This window comes from Streptomyces sp. NPDC096324 (genome assembly GCF_044763015.1).
Lineage (GTDB): Bacteria > Actinomycetota > Actinomycetes > Streptomycetales > Streptomycetaceae > Streptomyces.
The window spans coordinates 80,983-98,171 of the sequence record NZ_JBIWFK010000021.1 but is presented as its reverse complement, the minus strand read 5'-3'; the positions used below and the strand labels follow the sequence as shown (position 1 = coordinate 98,171).

At 68.4% G+C, this 17,189-nt stretch carries 13 protein-coding genes and 1 tRNA gene; 8 read left to right on the top strand and 6 right to left on the bottom strand.

Features of this window, described 5'->3' with window-relative positions; all coding sequences use genetic code 11:
* Positions 1-39: 39 nt before the first annotated feature.
* Both ACIQ7M_RS37475 and ACIQ7M_RS37470 read left to right on the top strand, forming a co-directional pair.
* Positions 40-1,710, top strand: coding sequence for a protein kinase (locus tag ACIQ7M_RS37475; RefSeq protein ID WP_403652743.1), 1,671 nt, complete (start codon positions 40-42; stop codon positions 1,708-1,710).
* 196 nt (positions 1,711-1,906) lie between these two features.
* The gene (locus tag ACIQ7M_RS37470; protein ID WP_403652740.1) at positions 1,907-2,890 is read left to right on the top strand and encodes an RNA-guided endonuclease InsQ/TnpB family protein; all 984 of its coding nucleotides are present in this window, start codon (positions 1,907-1,909) and stop codon (positions 2,888-2,890) included.
* 13 nt (positions 2,891-2,903) lie between these two features.
* Here ACIQ7M_RS37470 and ACIQ7M_RS37465 read toward each other — a convergent pair whose 3' ends face one another.
* Positions 2,904-4,406: an FG-GAP repeat protein gene (locus ACIQ7M_RS37465; RefSeq protein WP_403652737.1), complete on the bottom strand. Its 1,503-nt coding sequence runs from the start codon at positions 4,404-4,406 to the stop codon at positions 2,904-2,906.
* 501 nt (positions 4,407-4,907) lie between these two features.
* Between ACIQ7M_RS37465 and ACIQ7M_RS37460 the strand changes: the two genes are divergently transcribed.
* Positions 4,908-5,684, top strand: coding sequence for a class I SAM-dependent methyltransferase (locus ACIQ7M_RS37460; RefSeq protein WP_403652792.1), 777 nt, complete (start codon positions 4,908-4,910; stop codon positions 5,682-5,684).
* Between the two features lie 81 nt (positions 5,685-5,765).
* On the opposite strand, the gene ACIQ7M_RS37455 is transcribed toward ACIQ7M_RS37460, so the two are convergent.
* Positions 5,766-6,362 (bottom strand): dihydrofolate reductase family protein, encoded by a 597-nt coding sequence (locus tag ACIQ7M_RS37455; RefSeq protein ID WP_403652734.1) that lies wholly within the window; start codon positions 6,360-6,362, stop codon positions 5,766-5,768.
* A 288-nt stretch (positions 6,363-6,650) separates the two neighbouring features.
* A complete protein-coding gene (locus ACIQ7M_RS37450) occupies positions 6,651-7,316 on the bottom strand; it encodes a cutinase family protein (protein WP_403652730.1) in 666 nt (221 codons plus the stop codon).
* 725 nt (positions 7,317-8,041) lie between these two features.
* Between ACIQ7M_RS37450 and ACIQ7M_RS37445 the strand changes: the two genes are divergently transcribed.
* The 3 genes from ACIQ7M_RS37445 (at position 8,042) to ACIQ7M_RS37435 (ending at position 11,131) form a co-directional block, all read left to right on the top strand.
* Positions 8,042-9,136: a LuxR C-terminal-related transcriptional regulator gene (locus ACIQ7M_RS37445; protein ID WP_403652727.1), complete on the top strand. Its 1,095-nt coding sequence runs from the start codon at positions 8,042-8,044 to the stop codon at positions 9,134-9,136.
* 471 nt (positions 9,137-9,607) lie between these two features.
* Entirely contained in the window at positions 9,608-10,981 is a 1,374-nt protein-coding gene (locus ACIQ7M_RS37440) for a hypothetical protein (RefSeq protein WP_403652724.1), read from the top strand.
* A 74-nt stretch (positions 10,982-11,055) separates the two neighbouring features.
* Positions 11,056-11,131 (top strand) — tRNA-Gln (locus tag ACIQ7M_RS37435).
* Between the two features lie 604 nt (positions 11,132-11,735).
* Here the strand turns inward: ACIQ7M_RS37435 and ACIQ7M_RS37430 are convergent.
* Positions 11,736-11,972 (bottom strand): cyclic-phosphate processing receiver domain-containing protein, encoded by a 237-nt coding sequence (locus ACIQ7M_RS37430; protein WP_403652789.1) that lies wholly within the window; start codon positions 11,970-11,972, stop codon positions 11,736-11,738.
* A 223-nt stretch (positions 11,973-12,195) separates the two neighbouring features.
* Complete coding sequence (locus tag ACIQ7M_RS37425) at positions 12,196-12,792, bottom strand: hypothetical protein (RefSeq protein ID WP_403652721.1); 597 nt, start codon at positions 12,790-12,792, stop codon at positions 12,196-12,198.
* A gap of 648 nt (positions 12,793-13,440) precedes the next feature.
* Between ACIQ7M_RS37425 and ACIQ7M_RS37420 the strand changes: the two genes are divergently transcribed.
* The gene (locus ACIQ7M_RS37420) at positions 13,441-14,286 is read left to right on the top strand and encodes a hypothetical protein (protein ID WP_403652718.1); all 846 of its coding nucleotides are present in this window, start codon (positions 13,441-13,443) and stop codon (positions 14,284-14,286) included.
* 263 nt (positions 14,287-14,549) lie between these two features.
* Here the strand turns inward: ACIQ7M_RS37420 and ACIQ7M_RS37415 are convergent, their stop codons facing one another.
* Positions 14,550-14,936, bottom strand: a complete 387-nt coding sequence (locus ACIQ7M_RS37415; protein ID WP_403652715.1) for a hypothetical protein — start codon at positions 14,934-14,936, stop codon at positions 14,550-14,552.
* Positions 14,937-15,389: 453 nt separating this feature from the next.
* Here ACIQ7M_RS37415 and ACIQ7M_RS37410 point away from each other — a divergent pair, with 453 nt between their 5' ends.
* Positions 15,390-17,132 (top strand): fatty acyl-AMP ligase, encoded by a 1,743-nt coding sequence (locus ACIQ7M_RS37410; RefSeq protein WP_403652713.1) that lies wholly within the window; start codon positions 15,390-15,392, stop codon positions 17,130-17,132.
* Positions 17,133-17,189: the final 57 nt, after the last annotated feature.

The following is a 17,189-nucleotide window of genomic DNA, read 5'->3' as shown; positions in this document are numbered from 1 at the left end:
ACGCATGCACAGTGATCCGGGGGAGTCAGGGGGAGCCCGGTGGAGGCGTTGAAGCCGACCGATCCGCGGCAAGTGGGCCGGTACCGCATCGCGAGGCTGCTCGGGGCCGGCGGGATGGGCCGCGTGTACCTGGGGCGTTCGCCCAGCGGGCGGCTGGTCGCCGTCAAGGTGGTGCGGCCGGAACTCGCCGACGACCCCGGGTTCCGGCGCAGGTTCGCCCGGGAGGTGGCGGCCGCACGGAAGGTCACCGGCTTCTTCACGGCCGCGCTCGTGGACGCCGACCCTGACGGCTCACCCCCGTGGCTGGCCACCGCCTACGTGCCGGGGCTGGCGCTGGACCAGGCGGTCGCCGCGCATGGTCCGTGGCCCGTTGCCTCGGTACGGGCGCTCGGAGCGGGACTGGCCGAAGCGCTCGAAGCCATCCACGAGGCCGGTCTGATCCACCGCGATCTCAAACCGTCGAACGTGCTCATCGCTCCCGACGGGCCCCGGGTGGTCGATTTCGGGATCTCCGTGGCGGCCGAGGCCACGGTGCTGACGCGCACCGGTACCGCTGTCGGCACGCCCGGATTCATGTCACCCGAGCAACTCACCGGGGACCCGGTGTCACCCGCCACGGACGTGTTCGCGCTCGGTGCCGTACTGACCTATGCGGCAACCGGCGTAGGCCCGTTCGGGACCGGATCCGCCCAGTCGCTCAACTTCCGTATCGCGTACGAGGAACCTCGGCTGGACGCGCTGCCTGACGAGGGCCTGGAGATCGTGGCCCGCTGCCTGGCGAAAGCTCCGGAACAGCGACCGGACGTGAGCACTCTCATCAGGGAACTCGCCCACATGGCGGGAGACTTGGGGTACACGCCTACCGAGATCGTCAGCGACACCGTGACGTGGCTGCCGGAGCAGCTGGCGGCCGCCGTTTCGGCAACGGTCACGGCAGCCAAAGTGCCGGCAGCGGCTATATCGCCACGTACCGCGCCAACACCCGCTGTTCCGGGCGCGGTTGTGCCGCGGAAGCCCAGGACGGCGGCGGCGTCCGCGTCCGGCAGCAAGCCGGACCGCCCGAAGCCAGCGCCCGCTGCTCCACCGACCGCTGCTCTGGCGCCCGCACCCCCCACGGTCTCCGCCGAGCCAACGCGCAGCGCCGCGGTAGACCCACCGCCCACCCGGTCGACGACAGCGACGAAGGCACCCGCCACCCGTCCCGCGCTCCCCGGAGAGCTCAAGGCCTCAGTAACGCCCGTCGCACCCGTCGGTCCCCATCCCTGGGCAGTACGTCGCGTTCTTTTCCTTTCGGTCGCCTGTATCGCGTTCGTGCCGGCACTGTGCCTTTCCTTCGGCGGTGGCGCTTCCGTGTTCGCATTCCTGTTCACTGGCTGGTGGCCGTGGTGGTCCACCGATTGGCCTTTCGGCGGTACCTGGCCGTTCGTGCTCGCCGCCGGGCTTGCCGTCACGAGTTGCGTCGTCGTGCTGGCCAAGCTGCGCCGCTTCCCGACGGGGCCGATTCCCCGTGTTGTCCGGCGCCTACACTATGTGGCGACTACTCTCACGGGAGGACTGCTCGTCCTCTACGTCACTCTGGGCCTCGTAGGCCGCGGGGACCTGTCTTTCCTCGAATCGGGTGCGTGGTTCTTCGTCCTGGGCTGTCTGGCGTTGGTGGCGAGTACGGTGCGGCTGTCGGGTCCGAAATCCGCTCCCGCTTACGCTCCTTGACCGACGGGCCGGTGTACAGCTTGGTGATTTCTGAAGCGAATCTGCCGAACTCTCAAGCCTCCTTGGGTCTTTCGCCACCGGATTCATTCGCGGTGCACCGTCCGTCAGGGTGGTGAAGCAACTCTGAGAACTGCTCTGACCACAACGGTGTGCATGGATCTGCCTTGCTCACCTCAGCCGGGGGCAGAGCGGTCGCTTGGGCAAGCGACCGCGATCGGGTGCCCCGCGCTTCAAGTCGAGGCGGGACAACAGGCAGGCTGTTCGCTTCACCGCGAACGCCCGCTGGTCCATCACACCCGGCGGGAAGCTGCGCCTGCCGAAGATCGGCGACGTCAAGGTCAGGTGGTCCCGCAATCTCCCCTCGACGCCGTCCACGATGACCGTGGTCAAGGACGCGGCCGGGAGGTACTTCACCTCGTTCGTCGTGGAGACCGGCGGCGGTGAGGTTCTGTCCGAGGCGACGGGTGAGGTCGGCATCGACCTGGGCCTCACTCACTTTGCGGTCCTGTCCGACGACCGCAAGATCAGAGCACCGAAGGTCTTCCGGCGCGCGGAGAAGAAGCTTCGCAAGGCACAGCAGTCCCTCGCCCGCAAGGCGAGGGGGAGCAGCAACCGCAAGACGGCTGTCGTGAAGGTCGCGCGGGCTCATGCCCATACGGCCGCCGCCCGCAAGGACTTCCACCACAAGCTGTCCACGACGATCATCCGCGAGAACCTAGCGGTTCACGTCGAGGACCTCGCGGTGAAAGGCCGCGCCCGCACACGCCTCGCCAAGTCCGTCCACGATGCCGGCTGGGCCCAGTTCGTGTCGATGCTGGAGCACAAGGCTGCCCGGTACGGACGTGTCTTCACCCGCGTCGACCGGTTCTTCCCCTCCTCCCAGCTCTGCTCGGCGTGTGGGTTCAAGGACGGCCCCAAGCCCCTCGCCGTCCGGGAGTGGACCTGCATTGGCTGCGGGACCGTCCACGACCGGGACGTCAACGCGGCCCGCAACGTCCGAACTGAAGGATCCAAGGTCGCCGCCGGACAGACGGAGACCCAAAACGCCTGTGGAGCGCAGGTAAGGCCGGTATCCGTACCGGCACAGCGCGCAATCCGCACCCCGGTGCGGAAGATGCAGGAACCCACCCGAAGCAGTCAGCCGGCCGGCTGGGTGCAGGCGGGAATCCCCGGCCCTTAAGACCGGGAGGATGTCAATCGTCGATCGCCGTGCCGAACCGTGCGTTGGCCGTCGGTGCCCCGAGGCGGCCTCCGTCATAGGTCCACGAATCCTTGGCGGTGAGGCCCGATGACGACGAGGGAATGACCCATACGAAGCCGTCGTCGGTGTTCTCGCCCGGTGCCGCCGCCAGAAGACCGAAGCGTCCGTCATTGTTGGCGTCGATCAGCCGCACCTGGGCGCCCCAGCGGTCCGAGGCCTCCGCCGCGCCGGGAACGCCGGAGGAGTTCTGGTCGAAGCTGCGCACGCCGGATGCGGTCAGCCCGCCCGGCGCGCCTCGCAGCGTCCAGACCGCGCCCGCGTCGGACACGGAACCCACGTCCTCCCCGGGCGCCCCGATGGCGAGGTCCGGACGGCCGTCGCCGTCCGTGTCACCGGAGGACAGCTCGGCGCCCCACCGGTCGCCGGCCTCGGATGCGCCGGGGACGCCGGGAGAGTCCTGCGTCCACGTCTGCGCCGGCGTCGGTTCGAGGCCGGAGAGGTCGCCCTTGCCCAGATAGACGGAGACGGATCCCCCGACGGCCGAGCCGACGCCCGTGTCGCCGATGGCCAGGTCGTCCTGGCCGTCGTGGTTGAAGTCGCTGGAGACGATCGCGGGACCGCCTGCGAACGCACCGCCGTCGCCCAGCGCATCGATGTCGGGTGCGCCGTGGAGTACCTGGGTGGCGCCCACGCCGGGCTGGTCGCCGGTGGTGACACCGGAGATCGCCAGGTCGGCCCAGGAGTCCTCGTTGTAGTTGCCGTGGCTGAGGCTCCGGAACGCGAAGCCGGTGTCCAGCGGACTCACGTCCCGAGCGCGGACCCGTGTGTCCACCGACTTCAGTTGCCGGGCTGCCGCGGTTGGCGCGGAGGTGAAGAACAGCAGCGTGTCGTTCTCCAGGACGGCGATGCTGTCGCGAGGGTCGGCGTCCGGGTGCGCGGGGTCCGGGGCGAAATACCGGGCGGCTTCGATGGCCAGACCGAACTTCGCACCGGCTCGTAGGTCGTCGGTGTCCTTCAGCCAGGTGCTGTCGGACCCGTGCAGGCCGCTCGGCGAGCCCCAGAAGACGACGGCACCGCCCGCGTCGGACAGCCCGGCGAGGTCTTCGCCGGGGATACCGACGATCGCGTCGTCGTAGCCGTCATTGTTCAGGTCACCGGAGGCCACGGCGCTGCCGAAGCCGTCGCCGGCCTCGGCAGCGCCCGGAACGCCCGAGGTGTTCTGATGGAGGACGCTCTTCTTGGTGGTGCTGAGACCGCTCGACGAGCTGTACTGCACGGAGACGTAGCCGGCGGACTTGGCGCCGCCCACCGTGGCGCCCGGGGCGCCGATCAGCACGTCGTCGAATCCGTTGCCGTCGAAGTCGCAGTTGTGCTGCTGCCAGCCGATGGATGGGAATGGCGTTACGGCCTGTGCCGCGGGGGCCGCGATCACCGCGCCGCCACCGAGAGCGAAGAGCGCCGCGGCCGTCAGGGCCGCACGGTTGATGTGACGCACAGGAGCGAACCTCCTTGGGTTCCTGGACTGCCTGCGGCGTCCGGCTCGGCCGAGGCGGACGGGGTCTGCGGTTCGGGAGGGCAGCAATGACTTCGCGCCTGGCGCACGGCGGCTGGAGTCATACGAGTCCCCTTGTCAGACGACGAGTTGAGAGCTGCGCCTTCTCCCGCTCACCCAGAAGACACCCGAGGTTCGTTGAGGGTTGTAGTCCGTGCGAGGGAGGCTGACCGGGGCCGGCGCAGTCGTCACGGACTTGCACAGGGGGGTGGCCCACAGCTCGGCGGCCTGGGACCGTCATGCGGCCCACTTCAGTGCCCGGTCGGGGAGATCGATCTCCTGGCCCGGGCCGACTGAACAAGCCGGCAAGGCACCTGCTTCCGATCCTGCGGTGTTGTTGATCAGCTGTGGGTTAGCGTCAGGGTGCAGGCTTGTGGTCGGGGTAGTCGCTGTTCCGGGAGGTAATGCGTAGTGCAGAGGGCGTTTGACGAGTCCGAGCGGCGGATGTGGGCGGGGCGAGCCGATGCCTATGCCGTTAGTTTTGGAAAACTATGCGCCTATTCGGTGCCTGGACTCCTCGATGCCGCCGGGATCGGGGAGGGGGTACGGGTCCTCGACGTGGGAACGGGTACGGGCACGGTCGCCGCCCTTGCCTGTGAGCGTGGAGCGAAGGTGACGGCGACGGATGCCGACTCCGGGATGGTCGCCCAGGCCGCGCTGGCGGCTCCGAAGGCTGACGTGCGGCTTGCCGCGCTGCCCCGCTTGCCCTTCGCCGACGACGAATTCGACGCCGTGGTCGGCAACTTCGTTCTCAACCATGTCGGACAACCTCGGGCGACGTTGGGGGAGTTGCGGCGGGTGACGCGTCCCGGCGGGCGGATCGCCCTCACTATCTGGGCCGTTCCCCAGGCATCCGGCCAGGCTCTGCTGGGCAGGGCTCTCCAGGCAGCAGGCGTCACACGTCCGGCTCACCTGCCGACTCTTGCTTCCGAAGACGACTTTCCCCGTACTGAACAGGGCTTGGCCGCGCTGCTCGGCGAGGCGGGTCTGGCAGACGTCCTTTGCGACACCGTGACCTGGGACCACCGGACGACGCCTGAGGAATGGTGGAGCGGACCGGCCGCCGGAGTGGCGACGATCGGCCAGATCGTGACGAGTCAGAACCCGGTGGTCATCGCCGAGATCAAAGGCCACTTCGACTCGCTCTGCACGGAGTTCACCGGTCCCGACGGTGATCTGCTGTTGCCTCACGCAGCCCTGATGGCACACGGCCGGGTTTGATGTCGCTGTGCCCTCGAGGACCTCGCTCACTTGAGGCGACCCGCGCCCCGGCACGCGCGGCGGGGTCGGCCCAGAGCGCGCTCAGTCGTTGGCGCGCGAGTACGTGAGGATCACCGCGCCGCTCTGCAGAACGGTGTGGTCCTCGAGGGCCCAGGTGCGCGGGTCGAAGGCGGCTTTGCGGGAGAACATCGGGATGCCGTCGCCGACCGTCACCGGGCCGATTTTCAGGATCAGGGTGTCGATCTCGGCGTACAGGGAGCCTGCGAGTTCGGCGCCGCCGAGCAACCAGATGTCCTTGCCCTCCTGCTGCTTGAGCTCGCGCACGGTGGCTACGGGGTCGTCGGCGACGAGGTCGACGGCCGCGTCCGGGCTCTCCGTCAGGGTTCGGGAGAAAACCAGGTGTCGGAGGTGGGGGTAGGCGTTGGTGATTCCGGCGGCGAGGCCGATCTCGTAGCTGCGTCGGCCTTCGAGGACGGTGTCGAAGTGTGTGCCCTCCGCCGTGACGGACAGCGCCTGCCGGGCCTGGACGGGCAACGTCTCCGGGTACTCGGCGACAAGATGCTCTATGTAGTCCGTCGAGATGGGCCAGAAGCCGTTCGGACCCGTGGGGTCGGCGCCGTCCGGTCCCGCGATGAAGCCGTCGAGAGTGGCGGCGATGTAGTGGACGAGTTTGCGCATGGCGGGGCCCTCCGCTGGTCAGGTCGTCACGATGCGGCCCGGAGCCACCGGAGTACGTGCCGAGGCGTGAGGCCACTGAATGATCATGACATCCGACCGGTGAGGTGGGGTCAGTGTCGCCGAGTTTCATGAACATTCGCCTCAATCATGGTCCTGACCCAGCCCGTCCAGGCACTCGCGAGGTGCGGGAGTGGCCGGCGCGATCACCGTCGGCGATCCGCCGCCTGGGGCTTCGGACTCGGGCGGCGGATCCTCCGTAGAGGCGCGGGGGCCACGTTCACCCAGGGGTTAGCCTCGGCTGATCCTGTCGGCGGCGAACCGCGCGCCCTGCTCGACGCTGCCGTTGAGGTGGTAGGTCAGGTGCGCGGCGCTGTTGCGGCCGTTGCCGCAGACCGGGTCGCCGGTGTTGCAGAACTCCTTGGCCTTGGAGCCGAACGGGTCACCGGCCGAGGCGATGGTGCGGCCGGACAACCGCAGCGGGTTGCCGAAGACGACGACCGCCTTGACGCGACCGGCGAGCCCGGCGGGGATGGTGCGGCCGGTGCCCAGCCGGGTCGAGATCCCCAGGGCTATGTCCGTGACGCTGCCGCCCTGCGAATAGCCGCCCAATACGAAGGAGGTGTTGGGGCAGTTGGCCGCGGTGGACTTGACGCGGTTCGTCATGTCGGTGGCGCCGGGTCCGGCGCTCGTCTGGGAGAAGTTCGCCGCGTAGCCGACGGCGTACGACGACACGGTCTTGCCCGGCAGGGCGCTCTTGATGTTCCTCACCAGCGGGGTTCCCGTGATGCCGAGCCCCGGGGCTTTCCCGGTGCCCCGGGCGAAGACTACCTCGACGTCGGAGCACGGGGCCGCGGACGCCATCGAGGGCAGCAGGGTGAGGCCGGCCGCGCTGAGGGCGCCGACGCCGGCGAGGGACACGAGAGTGAGACGACGCCGTGACGCATGACGGGACATGGGGTTCCTCTTTCTCGAGCGGTGGTACGAGCGCCCGAGACGGGGGTTCGTTCTCCGAGCGCAACAGCACCGTAGGAAGCGCCACGCCCCACACGTATCGGTGGAATCACCAGTCGATCACCGGTGCACGCCTGTTGGATGGACAGTCGGCAATGCCGCGGAACCGGATCCGCGCCTGTCGGCCGCTCGTTACCATCGGGCACGGCAAGACCACAGAGAACGGTGGTGCGCGTGGGCCATGAAGCGACTGGCAGGGATCCCGACCAAACGGAAGCTCCACCTGCACGAGCCGAGCAACAGCCTCCCGCTCAAACGGAGATGACGCTCGGCCTTCGTCTGTTGCGCGACGGTCCCGTCGGCGACGCCCACAACCTTCTGCTCCTCGCCTCCAGAACCCTGCGAACAACCGACCCGGCCCGCTCTCGCGAGGCGGGCGTCCAGGCCTCCCTGGCAGCCTGGTCCGCGGGCGATCGGGACGGATACCTCGCGGCGCTCGACGAGCTCTGCCCTCCAGCCGCCCTTCCAGCCGTGTCTCCCGACAGGGAACCTCTCGCCGAGGCCGGCCATGACGCGGTCGAGGTCTTCTGGCGCGCATACCGTGACGGCATGCGCAGTGCCCTGCACGGTGACTTCGAACGCGCCAACGCACTGCTCGGCCCCGTACTGAACGTACTGAGGGTGCAACAGGAGGCCTCGCGGCTTCGTCAGCGGGCACGATCGCGCTCATGCTGGGCGACCTCGCGACGGCACGACAGGTCCTCGGCCTCGCACTGGCCACCGCACGCTCCGAGAGGACGCCGACGTTCCTTCCCCGCATCCTGGAACACCTCGCCTACGCCGAACTGCGGGAAGGCAGATACCACCAGGCCCGTGTGCACGCGGAGGCCGGACTGCGCGCCGCCGTCGAGCACTCGCAAAGCAATGTGACGGCCGGACTGTCCGCGGTCCTCGCCCTGGCCGCCTCCATCGCGGGCGACCCGGCCGAGGTCGCCACGCATGCGCAGTCGGCTCTGAACATCGCCCACGCCCACGGGCTCGGCCAGGCGAGAACCCTCGCCGAGTGGGCCCGGGCCCGCGCGGACCTGGGCCACGGCAACGCCGAACACGCCGCCGCGCGACTGGCTCCGCTCGTTCACGCGGGACCGCGGCAGGGCCATTTCGGTCTGTGGATGATGGCGGTTCCCTGCTATGTCGAGGCCGCGGTTCTCACCGGCGACGACGTGGACGCGGATGTGGAGCGACTGATCGACCAGTACGCCCAGTGGGCTTCGCGGGGAGCTGACCCGCAAGCCCCGGCAGTCGTCCTGCGCTGCCGGGCGCTGGTGGCGGGCGACGAGCAGAGCGAGGACCTCTTCATCGCGGCCCTGGCCCGGCACGAGAACGTCGACAGCCCCTACGAGCACGCCCGGACGCACCTCGCGTACGGGATGTGGCTGCGACGTCGACGCCGTCCGGTAGAGGCACGTACCCAACTACGCCGTGCCGTCATGGGGTTCGACCAATGCGGCGCCGACGTATGGACCGAGCAGGCCGACGCGGAGCTGCGAGCGGCCGGAGAGACGCCCACCTCCGTGACCTCCCGCCGATCCGACACGGAACCGCTGACTCGGCTCACCCCGCAGCAACAGCGCATCGCCCACTCGGTGGCCCAGGGCGCCACCAACCGTGAAGTGGCACGCCAGTTGTCGATCAGCACCCGCACGGTCGAGTACCACCTGCGCAACATCTTCACCCAACTCGGGGTGCGCTCCAGGGTGGCCCTGGCCCGTCACCTCGAACCCGATCCGCCTGCTCCTCGCACGGGCGGACAACTCCCTTGACCAGCGCGATGGCGGCGAACGGCCCTGCGGATTTCGGGCATGAGCGCTTCCGTCGAATCCCGCCCCTTGGCGTTCGCTTCTGACATCCGGAGTTCGCGAAGTCAGTAAGTGCGGACCGTCAACCTCCTGCGGGCCCACGGGAACCCGATCAAGCCACCGACTGACATCAGGTACGCCGTCAGCGGCCCGTCATTCAGGGCGAGACCGGGTAGCGCGACGACAGTGACGATCAAGAGCCATCCACTTCCGGCCACGACGAGGTCCGCCGAATCGGGGCGACGCCGTTCGTTCTCCACCCGCTGTCCAATCATCAAGGACCCAACTGCTGCCGTAGTTGCAGACGAGCGGATTGAGGAGACGGTTCAGAGAACCTGGCAAAGGAGTCTCGCGATCGAGGGAGCAAGCCCTCCGTGGTGGCGGCTCGGGGATATCCAGTTGGGCACTTGGCCGAGGAATGACAGGGTGACGCACATGCCGTCGCCCACCGTCGAAGAACTCCTCCGGGAACTGCACGCCTCGCTCACGCTGCGCAAGCGTCCGGAGGACGTGGCCCAGCTCATCCAGGATCTGTACGCGGCACAGGGCACCGCAGTCGACGAGGTCACTGAGGCGGCCCTCGCCAAAGCCGCCGAACACTCGCTCCGCAACGTTTGGCACGGCTACACCTCCATGCGGGAGGATTTCGCCTGCCCGGTCGGCGCGCAGCGACAACTCGCCCGTGCGTCAACCCTGTTCACCGATGTGCCGGTGCTTCCGGAGAGCGCGGGGGACGATCCGGACCGCATCGAGACCGTGATTCGTCGTGCGGGTGAGTCCATAGGCCGGGCTTACGGCCAGAACGACTTCGGGATGGACCGTCTCGACCGGGCTGAGCGGCTCGCTGCCAGTCTCGGCGAGGTGTCCAAGCGCCAGTACAACAAGCGTTTCCGTCTGCTGCGCCGCATGGAGTCCAAACTGGCGCGGCTGATCCACGAGCAACGCCGCCGTGAGGTGACGATGACGGGCAAGGGAGCGCTCGCGCACGTACTGCCGTACGGTCTCTTCGTCGCGGACCCGGACACGGCGGCCTTCATCGCTTACATCACGGCGCGGGGCTACATGCGCAGCGTCTTCACCAACGGTCGCCAGCGGCAGGCCTACGACGAGGTCGCCGAAGCCCTGTTCCAGCGCCTGCGTGCGCGGCCAGAACGGACCTGCTGGTCTGCGGTCGCGCATGTGCATCCCACGTCGGAGGTCCTGGCGGCCGTCTCCGACGAGGACCTCACTCAACTGCTGGTCCGATGGAACGGCTTCCTGCGCCAGGTCGCGGACCTCTTGGAGGATGCCTGGAACCGGCATCCGCTGGAGCGCGAAACGATGATCGTGCGCCGTGGCGACGACTCATCGACGTGGAACCAAGCCGCGCAGGCGTGGAACACGGCCCGAGCTCATTGGTTCGCCGTTCTGTCCGAGCTGGGCCAGGAGAAGATTCTGGACCGGCTCTGCCCGGGCAAGGTTCCCCGCCTGATGGCTGCCGATGTGGCGTACTGGCACCGGATGAGCGGTGGCGGGCTGCACCCTGACACCTACATCTGGGCGGAGCTGCCGTTGCCCTGGGAAGTACTCCGGGGGGAGAAGGAATGTCCACGCTCGCTGGTCGAGGCGGTCTGCGTCCGACACCGCAGGGATCCCGTCGCCGGCGCCTGGACCGCGCCCCGGCCGACCGCCGAGGCTGTCGCGTTCCGCCGGACGCCCGAACTCGTGCACGGTGTCGCCGTGGCGGACCCCCTCATGGCCAGTGCCCTCCGGTCGGCAGGTGTGTTCTCCGGCCAGGGCAAGCGCGCAGCGGCGAGAGAGTGGCTGTGACCGCGTGCCCTGGTTCCAGGTCCCTGGGTAAATGAGTTGCCCAGAAATACTGCCTCATCCATGATCGACGCGGCGACGAGGAAGCTCTGCGGAGGAGCGCCCGGCTCTGATCCCGGGTGGACGTAGGTTCGAATCCTGCCCTCGTCGCCACTTCGCGGGACTCTGCCGCCGAGCAGAGTTCTCGCGGCCTGGACCAAGGCGCGAGGGCGTGCGCTCGTGGTGATGGACGCCGAGTGGACTCGGTTGCGGAGGAGACTGCGCTTCGGGCAGGTCTTTGAAGGCACTGTCGTGCACGTTCCTCGGCCCGGTGCGCCCCGGCTTCCGGTCTGCTCCGGCCCCACCTTCGCCGGGACGGACGTGCTGGGCGAATTGCCGTGGGAGAATGCCGGGCATGACGACTTGAAGAGCACCGGCCGGGCGGCAGCACTGGCGCAAGGTCGGGACCTGGGACACGGTCTCCGACGGGGACTGCCGGATCTGTGCCGCCTGCGGAACGCCCGTGCGCTCGTACCAGTACCGCTTCTATCCGCCCGAGTCGTCCATGTTCGAGCGGTGCATCGGGCTCGCCTGGTGTTCCAGTTGCCGGATCTACTCCGGCGATATGGTGCACGTCCCGCGAAAGCGGGTCCTGGTCGACGCCCTCGCTTCGCTTGCTGACGAACAACGGGAGAGGCTTGCACGTTCGGAAACACGGCTGATTGAGTTCCTGGACCGCCAGGCCCGAGGCAACAGGGACTAAGGAACGCTGGGCGTTCTATGCCGTGGCCCGCTCGACGCGGTAGCTCCAGCGGGCGAGTGAGCGCATGACGGTTTCGGCGCCGATGGGGTTGGCGCTGTGAACGAAGACCGTTCCGACCTGAAAGGGCCGTCCGTTGAAGGCAGCCTCTTCCAAGAGGGTCACCACCGGCATGATGGTGTCGTCGCCGCCTAGATCGTGGTCGAGCCAAAGCTCGTCGATGTAGCTGTGGCGGTGCTCTTCGAGGAGTTGGATGCCTTCACGGCTGGTGCGGGCGATCCTCGTGCATCTGGGACGGGTCGGAGGTCGTCTATCCCGAGAATGACGGGCATCGACGCGGTGGGGGCTTCGCTCATCGGACTATTGTCACAGCAGGTGGGCGGGCAAGCGCGAGGCATTGAACCTGGGCGGCCGTCCGGTTCCCTTCACTCATCAAGGTGGGCCTGAGACAACCAGCCACCACGAACCACGACACCGCCTATCCCTTCGGCACCGACCACTCCGCCGGATTCTCCGGCGTCGTCGAGGTGTACAGCACCCGCACCGGACGCAGCTTCGCCGGCACCGCGAATACCGTCTTTCCGCGAACGCACGTGCCCGCCTTCACGGTTGCCATGCGGGGATACTTCGGCCGCGGGAAGTCGTCGTACGTCACGCTGCTCGGCTTGATCCGTGCTCCGTCCGCGTACGCGAGCACCCACGAGTTGCGGGTGACCACGGCGAAGCCGTTCTTCAGGCACGCCTTCATCTCGACCACGGCCCATGTGTATCCGGTCGTACCGAATTCCTCGTCGGCGGAGCGTCGAAGGTGGAAGTTCCCCTGCTCGTAGCGGAGCGCGGTCATGGCCATCGTCGCTCCGTCGGTCGTGTAGACGAACGACCCGCCGAACGCGCGAGGCCCCTTCGGGTTCGGGCTCGGCTTCGCGGATGTGCTCCTCTCGGCAGCCCGTGTCGTGCCGGACTTCGTGGTCGGCTTCGCGGTGGCGCCGCCTCCGGTACAGCCCGTGGCCGCGGCCAGCAGCAGAGCGACGGTGACAGTGACGGTGGTGGCGGTAGTGCTGCTGCTGGTGCGCATGGTCCCCCCAAGTCGTGCGAGCCGAGGAAGCATCATCGTGTGTGAAGCGCTCGCTTCAGACCCATGTGTTCAACCCGTGACCCGTGACCCGTGACCCGTGACCGTCCGCCGCCGAGGCTTTGGGCCGGGAGCGCGAACGGTTGGCCACATGTCCCGGTGCTCACCGCCTCCGACGGGAAGAGCGAACGGGTCGTTCACCCCGTCGCCGTGCGGGCGGACAAGCCCTGCCCGTAGCGGCAGTTGACGTGGAACTCGGACTACGGGGCAACTCGTCGGCGGCGCCGAGGACCCCGCGACGGGCGGCGCGCAGGTCGCCATTCCGGGTGGAAACGGGGCGGCCTCACCCATTCGATCGTCGAGGTGGAGCCGTCCGCCGAGGTCGTCTCTGTGCTCAACCCGTGCAGAATTGACGGGAGTTGTGAATGGCGACAAGAATACGGCTCGCTTCGCTGTGTCTGAAGAGAGCGAAGCGACGCGAGTGACGCAGGCGGCCATGTCTTCGTCGGCCATGTCTCATGGCACCCGCCCCTGTCGACCGCTCGCACTCTGCCACCTCCCACACCCTGACCTTCACAGAGGCCTATCTTGTCGCGTTCGCAACAAACAAGAATTCTCACGGCTCTCGCCGCGACCGCCTTCGCAGGTGCCGTGATTCCGCTCGTCGGCGCGGGATCCGCGAGTGCCGCGACGTCCGGCGACTGTCAGTCCGCCACGGTCCAGTACCGCATCGTCGACGCGGACGGAAAGCCCGTGGGCGCGGACTGGTCCTCCCAGGGCGGGTTCCACCAGTGGGACAGCGTTCCCGGAACGGTGGAGGTCCGGCTGGCCCCGAGCCAGAGCGTCGGCGACGGCTGCAAGTACCCCGTCTCCCTCGCCGAATACACCACCGAGGGACCGAACTGGTTCGTCTCCGGTCACCAGAGCCTGGTCGACAAGGCCACCGTCTACCTCACGGCCGCGGACGTCGCCGACTCGGGCGACGCGAAGCAGACCTGGCAGAAGCTTGAGGTGCGGGCGCCCGACTGCTACGGCCAGATCGACCTGTACGGTGACGACGTCTCGTACGACGGCAAGACCGGGGAGGGGCACGGCCCCCTGCCCTACCAGCCCGACAACGTCGCGACCCCTTACCACCTGATAGCCGCCTGGAACGGCGGCGAGAAGGCGTGCACCCCCGCGACGCCGGACTCGCCCACTCCGTCGCAGTCCGCTCCGGCCACGCCCGCGACCCCCTCGTCCAGTGAGCCGCCCGCCGACGAGACGACCGAGCCCGCCAGCCCCAAGCCGTCCAGCACGCCCTCCACCACGCCGGACGTGCCGCCGCTGACCTCGACGCCGCCCGCCACTCCGGCGCCGTCGCCCAGCGACAGCACGCCGCCGCTGGCCGAGACCGGTGCGAGCGGCCCGATCGGCCCGATCGCGGGGGGTGCGGCCCTGGTGATCGTCGCCGGAGCCGGCGCCGTGGTCATGTCTCGCCGCGCACGTCGCTCCTGACACAGGTATCCGGGGCTACTTCCGCGCCCTAGGAGGCTCCAACGGCTCCGTCCGTACGGTTTCGACGCCCACCGGCGTCGGCCTACGGGCGGAGCCGTTCAGTTTGGAGCCGGGAGTGCGGAGCTATTGCGGTGCCGCTCAGTGGAATACCTGGATGGCCGTGGCCGTGAGGCTCACGAGCGATGCGACCACCGCACCGAGCAGCACATACCTCTGGGAAGCGGAATGCAGATGAGCCGTCCGTTCGGCGTCCGCCCGGCCTGTCACGAAATCCAACAGCGCCCTGAGCGTGTCAGCGTCCAACTCCTCGCGGATCCCTCTTGGGTCGGCTCCGGATCGCTGAGGAGCGCGAGGTTCTGGGTGTTGGGAGGTTGCTGACCGGCGGGGTCGATGCCCCGGGGACGTCTTCGCGCGAAGCGCGCGTGGAGCGTGTACGAGTTCTGCGGGCCGAGAGCGGTCGCGTAGAAATTCGCGCTCTTCCGGAAGAGCCCGGGAAACTCGTCGAGGGTTCGTTTCACGTCTGACTCGAGCAGTCCGAGGTCCGAGGCCAGCCCGTTGGGGGAGCGGCTTCGCCACCTCGTCAGTGCCATATAGGTGATGAGCGCGATCAGCAGGTCGAGGTGCTCGTCATAGCGTGATCGGTCGGCCATCACGTCAGTGTGAAGTGTGCGGACGGCAGCGAACAGGGGCGTCCCTGACGACTTGGCCTTCGGTCTCCCTGGCCGACCGGTGGGCCGGGTTGCTCGAACGTTGTTCGGAGTGCGTGATGCGGCACACACGTGCCGCCGGTGTATCCCGCGTACCAGCCACTTCGCTCGGTTCATGCCCCGTGACCGACCGTCAGACTGTGCAATTGCGTAATTAGTACCGGGAGTTACATCTGGGAAGCCGATCTGGCTTGCTAGGGTGTTACTCGTTGGTAGCAATCCGTAGGGGGCTTCGGGGAGTCGGCGCGAATGTCGCTGTCGTTTCCCGGGCGGATTCGGCCGAGACGGACGTTCTGGCAAGGGGGCCAGGCGGACGCGGCATCTGCGCGTAGGTATGACGCGGCCTTCGAACTCCAGTCTTTTCGCTCACTCATCCGAACAGGTGAGACTCCTCTTATGGCTCGTTCCCTGGTCGATCTTTTAACCATGCACGCTTCCCGGCAACCCGACCGGACCGCGTACCGGTATCTCGTCACGGGCGACTGCGACGGAGAGATCCAGGACATCTCCTACGGGCGGCTCGCCGAGCGGTCCCGTGCCATCGCCGCCTGGCTGCAGGAGCGCGGCCTGGCCGGCTCCCGCGCCATGCTGCTGTATCCGCCCGGCCTCGAGTTCATCTGCGGTTATCTCGGCTGTCTTTCGGCCGGGGTCGTCGCGGTACCCGGCGTGCCGCCGCACGGGCGTTCGCAGAACCACCGCGCCCTGCTCCGGATGAAGCGCCTGATCGCCGACGCGGACGCCAAGGTGATCCTGGGCGGCCGCGAGGCGATCGCGGCACTCGCCGGCATGTCGGAACACCTGCCCGAACTCGCCGAGATCACCTGCGTCGCCACCGAGGACATCCCCGACGAGGCGGCCGGTTCCTGGCGTGAACCCGACCTCACCGCCGACTCGGTGGCCTTCCTCCAGTACACCTCCGGATCCACCTCCGCCCCCCGCGGGGTAATGGTGACCCACGGGAATCTGCTCGACAACGAGCGTGTCATCACCGAGCGGATGGGCCACACGCCGGACGTGATCGAGGAGTACGACCATGAACTCTTCGTGAGCTGGCTGCCCGTCTACCACGACATGGGCCTCATCGGCCCGGTCCTGAACGCCGCCTACCTCGGCGTGACCGCCACGCTCTTCTCTCCGCTGCACTTCCTGCAGCGGCCCGAGCGCTGGCTGACCGCCGTCAGCCGGTACCGTCCGCACACCAGCGGCGGGCCCAACTTCGCCTACGAGTTGAGTCTGAAGCACGCCACACCGGATTTCGTCGACGGACTCGACCTGAGCCGGTGGAGGGTCGCCTTCAACGGCGCGGAACCGGTGCGGGCCGCGACGCTGCGACGGTTCACCGAGACCTTCGGCGCCGCGGGCTTCCGCCGTGAGGCGCTGTATCCGTGCTACGGCCTGGCCGAGGCCACGCTCATCGTCACCGGCAGTTCGGTGCAGGCCCCGCCCACACTCGCCGTTGCCCATGCCATCGATGAGACCGGGCCAACCGTGCCGGACACCAGGTCGATGGACGCGGCGGCGGTCGGTTCGGGCCGGCCCGGCCCCGGCGTCACCCTGGTGATCGCCGACCCCGAACGGCAGGAAGAACTTCCCGAGGGCGAGGTCGGCGAGATCTGGGTGTCGGGCGCGAGCGTCGCCAAGGGCTACTGGCGCAACGCACTCGCCACCCGGCAGACGTTCCGGGCCACGCTCGAAGGCCGCGAGGGCCGGTTCCTGCGCACCGGCGACCTCGGATTCCTGCGGGACGGCGAACTCTTCGTCACCGGTCGTCTCAAGGACCTGATCGTCATCGAAGGACGCAACCACTACCCCCAAGACCTGGAGCTCTCCGCCGAGATGTCCCACTGGGGGCTGCGGCCCGGCTGCACCGCCGCCTTCTCAGTGGACGGCGGAGGAGAAGGAGAGCAGCCCGTCGTGGTCGCCGAGACGGCACCCGAGGCGGTGGGCGAGTCCGAGAAGATCATCGATCTGATCCGCGGTGCGATCAGTGAGGCACACGGCCTGCCGGTACGTGACGTCGTACTCGTCCACCCCGGCACCATCCCCAAGACGTCGAGCGGGAAGATCCAGCGCCGTGCCACTCGGGCGGCGTATCTAGACGGAACGCTCTCCCTGGTCGGCGGGCCCGCGACGAGTTGACCTCCCCCTCCGGCGGCGTGCGCGGCGCGCTGTCGGAGGCTCAAAGGGGGGCCTGGG